Source organism: Sulfuricaulis sp. (assembly GCF_049587675.1).
Classification (GTDB): Bacteria; Pseudomonadota; Gammaproteobacteria; order Acidiferrobacterales; family Sulfurifustaceae; genus Sulfuricaulis.
On sequence record NZ_JBAVEJ010000096.1, the window covers coordinates 1 to 11,173 of the forward strand.

The 11,173-nt window shown below is 59.6% G+C and carries 11 protein-coding genes; 3 read left to right on the forward strand and 8 right to left on the reverse strand.

Annotated elements, in window-relative coordinates; genetic code table 11:
- Nucleotides 1-147: 147 nt before the first annotated feature.
- From WB402_RS04965 to WB402_RS04985, 5 genes are read right to left on the reverse strand one after another with little or no spacing between them, the layout of a single operon-like run.
- Complete coding sequence (locus tag WB402_RS04965; protein WP_424205849.1) at nucleotides 148-789, reverse strand: esterase/lipase family protein; 642 nt, start codon at nucleotides 787-789, stop codon at nucleotides 148-150.
- A 24-nt stretch (nucleotides 790-813) separates the two neighbouring features.
- Entirely contained in the window at nucleotides 814-1,278 is a 465-nt protein-coding gene (nudB, locus tag WB402_RS04970; protein ID WP_424205810.1) for a dihydroneopterin triphosphate diphosphatase, read from the reverse strand.
- A 29-nt stretch (nucleotides 1,279-1,307) separates the two neighbouring features.
- Complete coding sequence (gene aspS, locus WB402_RS04975; RefSeq protein WP_424205811.1) at nucleotides 1,308-3,101, reverse strand: aspartate--tRNA ligase; 1,794 nt, start codon at nucleotides 3,099-3,101, stop codon at nucleotides 1,308-1,310.
- A gap of 44 nt (nucleotides 3,102-3,145) precedes the next feature.
- On the reverse strand, nucleotides 3,146-3,787 hold the full coding sequence (locus tag WB402_RS04980) for a DUF502 domain-containing protein (RefSeq protein ID WP_424205812.1): 642 nt from the start codon (nucleotides 3,785-3,787) through the stop codon (nucleotides 3,146-3,148).
- Nucleotides 3,788-3,798: 11 nt separating this feature from the next.
- Nucleotides 3,799-4,074 carry an FmdB family zinc ribbon protein gene (locus WB402_RS04985; protein ID WP_424205813.1) on the reverse strand — a complete coding sequence of 92 codons (276 nt, stop codon included), beginning with the start codon at nucleotides 4,072-4,074 and terminating at the stop codon, nucleotides 3,799-3,801.
- A 553-nt stretch (nucleotides 4,075-4,627) separates the two neighbouring features.
- Here WB402_RS04985 and WB402_RS04990 point away from each other — a divergent pair.
- Nucleotides 4,628-4,948 carry an HU family DNA-binding protein gene (locus WB402_RS04990; protein WP_424205814.1) on the forward strand — a complete coding sequence of 107 codons (321 nt, stop codon included), beginning with the start codon at nucleotides 4,628-4,630 and terminating at the stop codon, nucleotides 4,946-4,948.
- Between the two features lie 194 nt (nucleotides 4,949-5,142).
- On the opposite strand, the gene WB402_RS04995 is transcribed toward WB402_RS04990, so the two are convergent.
- Complete coding sequence (locus WB402_RS04995) at nucleotides 5,143-5,439, reverse strand: DUF6763 family protein (RefSeq protein ID WP_424205815.1); 297 nt, start codon at nucleotides 5,437-5,439, stop codon at nucleotides 5,143-5,145.
- A 302-nt stretch (nucleotides 5,440-5,741) separates the two neighbouring features.
- On the opposite strand from WB402_RS04995, the gene WB402_RS05000 reads away from it, so the two are divergent.
- The gene (locus WB402_RS05000; RefSeq protein WP_424205816.1) at nucleotides 5,742-6,089 is read left to right on the forward strand and encodes a histidine triad nucleotide-binding protein; all 348 of its coding nucleotides are present in this window, start codon (nucleotides 5,742-5,744) and stop codon (nucleotides 6,087-6,089) included.
- Between the two features lie 62 nt (nucleotides 6,090-6,151).
- Here WB402_RS05000 and ssb read toward each other — a convergent pair whose 3' ends face one another.
- Together ssb and WB402_RS05010 are read right to left on the reverse strand one after the other, a co-directional pair.
- Nucleotides 6,152-6,616 carry a single-stranded DNA-binding protein gene (gene ssb, locus WB402_RS05005; protein WP_424205817.1) on the reverse strand — a complete coding sequence of 155 codons (465 nt, stop codon included), beginning with the start codon at nucleotides 6,614-6,616 and terminating at the stop codon, nucleotides 6,152-6,154.
- A 199-nt stretch (nucleotides 6,617-6,815) separates the two neighbouring features.
- Nucleotides 6,816-8,192, reverse strand: coding sequence for an MFS transporter (locus WB402_RS05010; protein ID WP_424205818.1), 1,377 nt, complete (start codon nucleotides 8,190-8,192; stop codon nucleotides 6,816-6,818).
- Between the two features lie 118 nt (nucleotides 8,193-8,310).
- Between WB402_RS05010 and uvrA the strand changes: the two genes are divergently transcribed.
- Nucleotides 8,311-11,169, forward strand: coding sequence for an excinuclease ABC subunit UvrA (uvrA, locus tag WB402_RS05015; RefSeq protein WP_424205819.1), 2,859 nt, complete (start codon nucleotides 8,311-8,313; stop codon nucleotides 11,167-11,169).
- Nucleotides 11,170-11,173 lie beyond the last annotated feature (4 nt).

Genomic DNA, 11,173 nt, shown 5'->3' on the forward strand with positions numbered 1-11,173 from the left:
CCCTTGCGGTGGCGGATATCGGCCCATTTCGAATGGCCGGCCATGTGGAATCCCGTAATGTTATTCAGGCATCAACCGCCTGTAGCGGTGCGTCCAGTGTAACACTCCCCTCCATCATCCCCCAACCGCGCGCGGGAATCGCCGGTCTCAATGGGCGAATCGTCCGGACCTCAGAAACGCCGCGACCTGTCGCGCCAGCGTGTGCGAGAACAGCATGCCGGTGTGGGAGAGCGGCAGCACCAGATGTTCGCGCGCGGCGGGAAAGGCGCTCTCCTTCACGGTCAGCAGACCGTCGTTCGGCCGCGGCAGGCTGCGATACAACAGCCGGCCCATGCCGAAGGAACGTGTGCCGCAGATCACGCCGATCTCGCGTGGTGGAGACGACCATTCCCGTGGGGTGCCGGCGAGCAGTTGCGCCACGCCTGACCCCATGAGCCGGCGCCAGAGAGCATGACGGCTCAGGTGCCGGGCCACGCGGCTGCCGCCGTGCGGCGTGCCCAGCGTCACGATGCGCCCGGCTTGGCGCGGCGGCGAATAATGAAACAGTGCCCGGATCAGTATGCCGCCGAGACTGTGACCGACGAGATGCACGGTGTCGGCGTCGAGCGCGTCGAGAAAACGCGCGAGCCGTTCGGCATTCGTGCTCAGATCGGCACGAACCGAAGGATAGGAAAACACATGAACGGTAAATCCGTGGCGCCGCAAACGGCGCGCGAGCACGAACAGGATGTAGCCCGAGAACCACAGTCCGTGGAGCAGAACGACGGTTTGGGGCCTGGCGTTTGTTATGGCAAGACGTCTAGTTTGCGGCGGTTAACACGATTCAACCTTGGGTTTCAGCTTTACGATGACTTCACGGTTGGTCCATGAAGCCACCTTCCCCGCAGCTTCGTCCATGGTAAACCAACCATGGCCGGCATGCTCGGCGGGATTCACCGTTATAAGGATTTCAGCGGGAAGTTCAAGCACGAAGGCGTGTTCGGTGTTTTCGCGCACTTCCGGGGCATAGCGCGGGCGCCATTTCGGCAGGATGGGATAGCGATAGGTAAGCTGTAAATTACGCAAATCTTCTGTGGCCTCAAGCCCGGTTTCCTCCCGCAGCTCGCGCGCCGCGGCCTGCCGCGGTTCGGTTTCTTCCCATAACAGGCTGCCGGTAACCGATTGCCAGAAATCCGGATCGTCCGCGCGCTTCAAGAGCAACACTTTTCCGGTCCGGGTGTAAACCACGACCAGAACCGATTCGGGGCGTTTAAACGTTTTCGTCGGTGGGAACGACAAGGTAGCCCTGCTACGCTCGTCTTGTCATATTAGGTTGCCTCGCCGGTAGTCTTTTCCGGAGGCTTGCGTAATTTGATATGCAGCTCGCGCAACTGGGTTTCGTCGACCTCGCTTGGCGCGTCGGTCATGAGACACGCGGCCTTTTGCGTCTTGGGGAAAGCGATCACGTCGCGAATCGAATCCACGCCGCTCATGAGCGCACAAATGCGGTCGAGCCCGAAGGCGATGCCGCCGTGCGGCGGCGCGCCGAACTTGAGTGCATCGAGCAGGAAGCCGAATTTGGCGCGCGCCTCCTCGGGCCCGATGCCGAGCGCGGCGAATACCTTTTCCTGCACGTCCATACGATGGATGCGAATCGAACCGCCGCCGATCTCGGAACCGTTCAGCACCACGTCGTAGGCGCGCGCCTTCACGTTCGCGGGATCGATGTCGACGCGATCCAAATCTTCGGTCTTGGGCGAGGTGAACGGATGATGCAGCGCCACCCAGCGCTTGAGATCGGCGTCGTAATCGAACATCGGGAAATCCACGACCCACAGGATTTTCCAGCCGTCCTGCCTGAGGCCCATATCCTCGCCAAGCTTCAGGCGCAACGCGCCCAATGAATCGTTGACCACCTTGGCGGTGTCGGCGCCGAAGAAAATCAGGTCTCCGGTCTGCGCGGAAGTCCGCTGCATGATCCCGGCAATGACGTCGTCCGGCAGGAATTTGAGGATCGGCGATTGCAGGCCGTCGCGTCCCTTCGCGGCGTCATTGACCTTGATATAGGCCAGTCCTTTGGCGCCGTACTGGCCGACAAAGGCGGTGTAACCGTCGATCTGGCTGCGCGGCAATTCGCCGCCCTTGGGCACGCGCAACGCCGCCACGCGGCCATTGGGGTTGTTCGCGGGACCGGCGAACACCTTGAATTCGACGTTCTTCATGAGATCGCCGACATCGACCAGTTCCAGCGGCACGCGCAGGTCGGGCCGGTCCGAGCCGTAACGCCGTACGGACTCGTCGTAACTCATGCGCGGGAATGGATGGGGCAGTTCCACGGACAGTACGTTCCTGAAGAGAACCCGCAGCATCTCTTCCATGAGATCCATCACGCCGTTCTCGTCGAGGAACGATGTCTCGATATCGACCTGGGTGAATTCCGGCTGACGGTCGGCGCGCAGGTCTTCGTCGCGGAAACAGCGCGTGATCTGGTAGTAGCGCTCGAATCCCGCCACCATCAGCAGCTGCTTGAACAGTTGCGGCGACTGCGGTAGCGCGAAGAAATGCCCCGGATGCGTGCGCGAGGGCACGAGATAGTCGCGCGCACCCTCGGGGGTGGACTTGGTGAGCATCGGGGTTTCGATTTCGGTGAAGTCGTGATCCTCGAGATAGCGACGCAGAGTCTGCGTGACCTTGTGGCGCAGGCGCAGGTTCTTCTGCATGAAATCGCGGCGCAGGTCGAGATAGCGATACTTGAGGCGCACCGGCTCCGAGAGGTCCGCTTCGTCTAGCTGGAACGGCAAGGCCTCGGCGCGGTTGAGAATCTCTATGCCGTCGGCCACCACTTCCACTTTCCCGGTACGCAGATGCGGATTTTCGGTGCCGGCCGGGCGCGCACGTATCTTGCCCTCCACGCGCAGCACGAACTCAGACCGCACCGACTCGGCGGCGGCAAAAGCCTGTTTCTGATCCGGATCAAACACGGTCTGCACTACCCCGGCGCGGTCGCGCAGGTCGATGAAAATCACGCCGCCGTGATCGCGCCGGCTATGCGCCCAGCCACAGAGCGTGACGTGTTGGCCTATGAGGGATTCGTTGAGTTCGCCGCAAAAATGACTGCGCATGCCTGACCTGTTTATTAATTTATCGACTATCGGGAAAAGTGCGCTCAAGAGAGCCGGCGCACGCGTGGATCAATAACTTTGTCTTTCTTAGGCTCCGGAACCACCACGCCAACGGACAACAGCATCTTGAGGCCGTCGTCCACGCTCATATCGAGTTCAATCACGTCTTCGCGCGGCACCATGAGAAAAAAACCCGAGGTGGGATTCGGCGTGGTCGGAATGAAAACATTGGTGACGTCCCGTCCGGTCTTGTCCCGGACTTCCTCGGCGCCGGTGCCGGTCTGAAACGCCAGCGACCACATCCCCTTGCGCGGGTATTCCACCAGCACCACCTTGCGAAACGACTTGCCGGAGGAAAACATGCTCTCCGTCACCTGCTTGACCGAGGCATAGATCGAACGGACCAGCGGAATACGTTGCAGGATCCGTTCACCGATGTTGAATAATTGCATGCCGAAGAGGTTGGTGACGATCATGCCGGTCACGAACACAATCAAGGCCGTCAGCACGGCTCCCAGGCCCGGGATGCGGAAGCCGAGGATGTTTTCTGGCTGGAGGCTTTCGGGAAGCAGACGCAGCGTCTGGTCCATCAGATCCACCAGAAACGCCACGATCAGCAGTGTCACCCCGAGCGGGACCCATACCAGCAGTCCGGCCATGAGGTAACGACGCAGGGTTGCCATCATCTTTAGTTTAATTAGTGGGCGCAGCCGCAGGTACCGCCGCCACAGCCACCGGTCTTCTTCTTGGGTGACGTGGCACCGGGTTCGGGTTTCTCCTTCTTCTGAGCGCCTCCCTTGAAATCCGTGGCATACCAGCCCGTGCCCTTGAGCTGGAATCCGGCCGCGGAGATCAGTTTTTTGAGTTCTGACTTGCTACAGCTGGGACAGCCGGTAAGCGCCGGGTCACTCATCTTCTGGATGACTTCAAACCGGTGGCCGCAGGCCCCGCATTCATACTCGTAAATCGGCATACAGAGCCTCCTGAAAAACAGTTCGCCCCCAAGATTATGGGGGCGGGAGATACGACAGACAAGACGCATTATATCCGGGCGACCGCTGTAACGCATTATTTTTAAAGCATTGTCTAGTGTTCTCCGGAATCTGGAGTGGGCGAGCCTGGCGCCACATCCGCGACCGATAATCCGCCAACCTGATCCAGCTGCCTGCCATCGGCTCGATCTAACCGGATACCTGGCAGGACACAATACGCAGCGTCGGCTTCGCCCACGCCATCCGCCCAGAGACTCCTGCATGTGGTGGGGGCAAGGGAGCTGATTGGACATGGCGCCACCAAGAGGTTGGTGCAACGAGAGCGGATAAGAAAAGAATCACTAAATTAATGAATTATTTTTCATTTCAGAGGGGGCACATCAGCCGGGATGGATGCCGCGGCAGAATTGTCCGGGAACCCGTAAATTTCAGGGAAAAATGCCATTGTGCTCTTCTATCCCCCTGGTTTTTCCGCTAAATTATGCCCGGTTCATGGAAACCCCTTAACCCCAACCTTCCACTCAGGAGCACTACATGGCAAACAACAAACCGGGAAAGAAACCGACAACGAAGTCAGAGATCTACGCCCACATCGCCGAGAAAACCAATCTCAAGCGCAAGGACGTCGTTGCCGTTTTCGATACGCTAACCAGCCTCATCGAGCGCGATCTGAAAAAGGGTCCGGGCATCTTCAATCTCGTCGGCATGATGAAGATCAAGATGGTCTACAAGCCCGCCGTGCCAGCCCGCAAGGGTATCAACCCGTTCACCAAGGAAGAAGTCATCTTCAAGGCGAAACCGGCACGCAACGTGGTCAAGTGTCAGCCGTTAAAAATGCTGAAGGATATGGTTTAAGCGGAACCCCGCTATAACCTCAGCATTTTCGAAAGTAGCAGCATTTAGTTTTTAGGTAAGGCGCGCGAGCGCGCGCCGAGGGTGAGACGGATACGCGTCAATGATCTCTGGATCGTTGACCCGTCGTGCGGGCAGGCCAAGGACGGCCTGCCCCTGACCTTCGCAGGCCCGCCTTTTTTCAAAGCGGCATTTGGTTACTCGTCATCGTCATCATCATCCGGGGAATCGTCGTCGTCCTCATCCGGATCAACGTCATCGTCAGTCGACTTGCTGGTATCCGTTTCTTCGAGATCTTCTTCGTCTTCTTCGTCGGATTCAAGCCGTTCCAGGTCCAAGCCATACCAGTCATCCAGGTCGATCTCATCGGTTGTGCTGTCACCGTACTGAATCTCGATCGATCCGTCGTTCTCGTCGAAAGCAATCACTTCAAACGACCGACCATCTTCGTCCTCGTAAAAGGCGCCTACCACCGGCTCTTCATACATAGGCATCTTCCACCTCCCGCAAAAATATTGCCCATCTGTAACCAATAAATAAATGTAACCCTGCTGCACTCGTTATGCCATTCATAATCGATATATATAGACGGCATTTGGCGGTCTGCCAGCTCCAGGTCCGCCCTTTTCTTACCGTTTGTTCCGCACTATGCTGTGCCATCGAATGGCCTTCGCTGGGCGCAGCACATCAAGAACTCCAGGGGGAATTATATTATGGTAAGACGAACAAAGCGTAGCGCAGTAGGGCGTAATCTTTATGACAGGACGAACGAGCGCAGCGAAGTAGGGCTCCCTTTATGACAACAGAATGCCTGTTTTGCAAAATGGTGTCGGGGCAGATCAAGCCCAACACGGTGTACGAAGACGACGATGTGCTGGCGTTCAAGGACATCAACCCCCAGGCCCCGGTTCATGTGCTGGTGATACCCAAAAAACACACCGCCACCCTGAATGATCTGAAGCCCGCCGATGCCGCTCTCGTCGGAAAATTATTGCTGACCGCGGCACGGATCGCCAGAGACTCCGGAATCGCCGACTCGGGCTACCGCACCGTCCTGAACTGTAATGCCGATGCCGGCCAATCGGTGTTTCATGTGCATCTGCATTTGCTCGGTGGACGTGTTATGCACTGGCCGCCGGGCTAACCTCCTGGAATAAAAAAGGCGTGAGGGTTCCGCCCTCACGCCTGGTACATTGCTCTTTATGCTCAGAATGGAATGTCGTCGTCAAATTCCCCGGCCACGGCGGGAGTGGTCTTCTTGGCTCCCGTGCTGCCGGTGTTTTCCGCCGGCTGGTCCTGATTGAAGTTGTCGTTGCTCGGGGCACCGGCGCCGCCGCGTGAGCCCAGCATCTGCATATCGTTGGCGACAATTTCGGTGGTATAGCGGTCGTGCCCGTCCTTGTCAGTCCACTTGCGCGTCTGCAGACGGCCTTCGACATAGATCTGCGCGCCCTTCTTCAGATATTCACCGGCGATTTCCGCCAGACGCCCGAAAAACACGACGCGATGCCATTCGGTTTTTTCCTGCTTTTCGCCGCTGGTCTTGTCCTTCCATGATTCCGACGTTGCCAGCGTGACATTCGCCACCGCCTGGCCGTTGGGGGAATAACGAACTTCGGGGTCCCGACCCAGATTACCTACCAGAATTGCCTTGTTTACACCGCGTGCCATACTCGATTCTCCAATGGTTGATCACAGAGCCCTGTGCCTTAAATAAAAAACCATTCTCCGTGAAGTTTAGGGTGCGCTCATCATAGCCAGATTCAAACGCCTCGACAATCCACTTGTGGAATCAGCTTTGGTTCCTCATCTTATGCCGATATGTTAATGCGGGAAGTGAAAAAAGCTGCACAAATAAATCTGACAAGCTTCAGGTGGAAGGCAGGAGTGCTCGCAGCGCCTGTTCGTCCAGACGGCGGCCGTCCACCTTGAGATAGGCCGTGTTCTCCTCGGCAATCACCTTGGCTTCGGTCACGCCGCGCACTCCGGCGAGCCTTTCTTCCAGGCGGCGCGCCTCCGCCGCACTCAATTCGCGCACGGGGAACATCAGGTTTTTCACCGCCGGCAGCGGTTTCATGCGAAACGCCAGAACCAGCCAGACACCGATAAGTCCGGCGCCGAACATAAACACGGCGGAAGCACCGAAATAACTCGACAACAACCCGCCCATGGCGCCACCCACAAAAAAACCGAGAGATTGGAAGGTGTTGTATACACCGATGGCCGTTCCCTTGGACCCCGCGGGTGCAATTTTTGAAATGATCGAAGGCAGACTCGCTTCCAGGATATTGAACGCCACGAAATACACTGAAAGCGCGATAAAGATCCCCCAGAAATGCTGGATCGCCGTGATAAAGGCCAGTTGCGCCGCCAGCATGAGCGCCACGGAGGCGATAAAAACCTCTTTCAGCCTGGCTTTTTTTTCGCCGTAGATGATCGCCGGCACCATGAACAGGAACGAAATGATCATCACCGGCAGATAAACCTGCCAGTGGTGATTGGCGTCGATGCCACCGGTCTGTTTGAGCGCGAACGGCACGACCACGAACATCGACATCTGCACGGCATGCAGGGCAAAGATTCCAAAATTGAGACGGCTCAGCTCGCGGTTACGCAACACATCGCGAAGTTTCGCCGGCGCCGCTTCGGCATCGGAATGGAAGTGGCTGTGACGCGGATCCGGGACCGCGGTCTTCACTACGACGATGGCCAGCAGCGCCAGCACGCCGGTCATCGCGAAGATTCCCGGAATGTTGATCAAATGGTACAGCGCCGGCCCCAGCACCAGCGACAGCGCGAAGGTCAGGCCGATGGTCATGCCGATCACGGCCATGGCCTTGGTGCGGTGTTCCTCGCGCGTGAGGTCCGCCAGCAGCGCGGTCACGGCCGCGGAAATAGCGCCAGCCCCCTGGATGGCACGTCCGATAATCACCATATAAATATCATGGGCGGAAGCGGCGACAAAGCTGCCAAGGGCAAACAACAGCAGGCCGAAGTAGATGACGCGCTTGCGTCCGAAATGATCCGAGGCCATGCCGAACGGCAATTGCAGGATTGCCTGGGTGAGGCCATACATACCGAGCGCGAGGCCGATCAGGGTATGGCTCTCCCCGCCGGGCAGATGCTCAGCATAGACGGCAAATACCGGCAGAATCAGGAACATGCCCAGCATCCGCAGGCCGTAGATACTGGCCAGCCCGATACTCGCCCGCAGTTCGAGGGGGGACATCCGTTCGGAAGACAGCATGCTTGGGGTCGGCTTGGTTGGGAAAAGGTCTCGGTTTTGCGTATATTAGCAGATTGGCCATTTGACCTGCAGCTCCGGGAAGATTCCCCGGTCAGGCCGTCACACCGAGTCGAGCATCATGGAATCTATCCGCATCCGCGGCGCCCGTACGCATAATCTCAAGAATATCGACGTCGACCTGCCGCGCGACAAGCTCATTGTCATCACCGGGCTTTCCGGCTCCGGCAAGTCGTCGCTCGCCTTTGACACGCTTTATGCCGAGGGCCAGCGCCGCTACGTCGAGTCGCTGTCGGCCTACGCGCGCCAGTTCCTCGCGCTCATGGAAAAGCCGGACGTGGACCTGATCGAGGGATTGAGCCCGGCCATTTCCATCGAGCAGAAGTCCACCTCGCACAACCCGCGTTCGACGGTCGGCACGGTCACGGAGATTTACGACTACCTGCGCCTGCTGTACGCGCGCGTGGGCGAGCCGCGTTGCCCGGAACACGGCGTGACGCTCTCCGCCCAGACGGTCAGCCAGATGGTGGATCACGTCATGCTGCTGCCCGAAGGCTCGAAGCTCATGCTGCTCGCGCCGATGGTCGATGCACGCAAGGGGGAGCACGTGCACATCCTCGACCGGCTGCGCGCCCAGGGTTACATCCGCGCGCGCATCGACGGCACGGTGGTCTCGCTGGACGAAGCGCCAGAACTCCAGAAGAACTTCAAGCACACCATCGAGGCGGTGGTGGACCGTGTCGTGGTGCAACGCGGACAGGAACAGCGCCTGGCCGAATCCTTCGAAACCGCGATTGGCCTGGGCGAGGGCCTGGTGCGCACCGTGGTATTGGACGATGAGGGCCGCAGCGCGCAGGAAATGGTTTTCTCGGCGCGCTATGCCTGTCCGCATTGCGGCTACAGCCTGTCCGAGCTCGAACCGCGGCTGTTCTCCTTCAACAACCCGGCCGGCGCCTGTCCAAGCTGCGACGGGCTCGGCGTGCGCCAGTTCTTCGATCCGGAACGCGTGGTCAGCGATCCCAGCCTGCCGCTGCCGGCCGGAGCCATACGCGGCTGGGACCGGCGCAACGCCTTTTATTTCCAGTTGCTGGAATCGCTGGCGAAACACTACAAGTTCGATCTCGACAAGCCGTTCGAGGAGCTGCCGGAAAAAATACGTGATGTGATACTCCACGGAAGCGGCGAGGAGATCATCACCTTCACTTATCTCGGCGAGCGCGGCCAGCATTCGCGGCGCAAACACTCCTTCGAGGGTGTGATACCCAATATCGAACGGCGTTACCGCGAGACCGAATCCAGTTCTGTCCGCGAGGAAATGGCGAAGTATCTCAGCCACCAGCCGTGCGAAACCTGCGGCGGATCGCGCCTCAAACTCGAGGCACGGCATGTGTACATCGAGAACCGGCCGTTGCACGAACTCACCCAGCTGCCAATCCGCGCGGCGCTGGATTTCTTCCATTCCCTGCGTCTGGAAGGCAGCCGCGGCGAAATTGCCGCCAAGATCGTCAAGGAGGTCGCCAACCGGCTCGGCTTTCTGGTCAGTGTCGGGCTGGATTACCTGACGCTGGCGCGCGCGGCGGAGACACTGTCCGGCGGCGAGGCGCAGCGCATCCGCCTCGCCTCGCAGATCGGCGCCGGTCTGGTCGGCGTCATGTACGTGCTCGATGAGCCTTCCATCGGCCTGCACCAGCGCGACAACGCGCGCCTGCTCGACACCCTGCGGCACTTGCGCGACCTGGGCAACACCGTGATCGTGGTGGAACACGACGAAGAGGCCATCCGCGCGGCGGACTTTGTGCTGGACATCGGCCCCGGGGCGGGCGTGCACGGCGGCGAGATCGTGGCCCAGGGCACGCCCGAGGATATCGTGCGTCATCCGCGTTCGATTACCGGGGCCTATTTGCGTGGCGAAAAGGAAATCACCATCCCGTCCGCGCGGACGCGCAACGATCCCGCGCGCCAGATCGTAATACACGGCGCCACCGGCAATAACCTGAAAGACGTGGAGGTATCGATACCGGTGGGGCTTTTCACCTGCGTGACCGGCGTCTCCGGTTCCGGAAAATCCACGCTCATCAATGACACCCTGTATGCCTCGGTCGCCAAGCACCTCTACGGGGCCGCGCTCGAACCGGCGCCCTGCCGCGACATCGAGGGGCTCGACCAGTTCGACAAGATCGTGGACATCGACCAGGCGCCGATCGGGCGCACGCCGCGTTCCAACCCGGCGACCTATACCGGACTGTTCACGCCGATCCGCGAACTCTTCGCCGCCACGCCGATGGCGCGCGAACGCGGCTACGGTCCGGGCCGCTTTTCGTTCAACGTGCGCGGCGGGCGTTGCGAGGCCTGCCAGGGTGACGGCCTGATCAAGGTGGAAATGCATTTCCTGCCGGACATCTACGTGCCCTGCGATATTTGCCGCGGCAAGCGCTATAACCGCGAGACCCTCGACATCCGCTACAAGGACAAGAGCATCGATGAGGTGCTGGCCATGACCGTGGAAACGGCAGCGGGATTCTTCAGCGCCATCCCCGCCGTGAACCAGAAACTGCAGACGCTGCTGGACGTCGGCTTGTCCTACGTCAAGTTGGGACAGAGCGCCACCACGCTTTCCGGCGGCGAGGCGCAACGCATCAAGCTCGCGCGCGAGCTGTCCAAGCGCGATACCGGGCGTACCTTATATATCCTGGACGAACCCACTACCGGACTGCATTTTTACGACATCCAGCAGTTGCTCGTGGTGCTCATGCGGTTGCGCGACCACGGCAACACGGTGGTGGTGATCGAGCACAATCTCGACGTCATCAAGACCGCCGACTGGCTCATCGATCTCGGCCCCGAGGGCGGCGACGGCGGCGGGAAGGTGCTGGCCGCCGGCACGCCCGAGGACATGGCGCGGAACCCGGCTTCACACACCGGGGAGTTTCTCAGCCAGATTCTGAAACGCGCCGCGCCACCACGACGGCTGACCGGGTAATTTC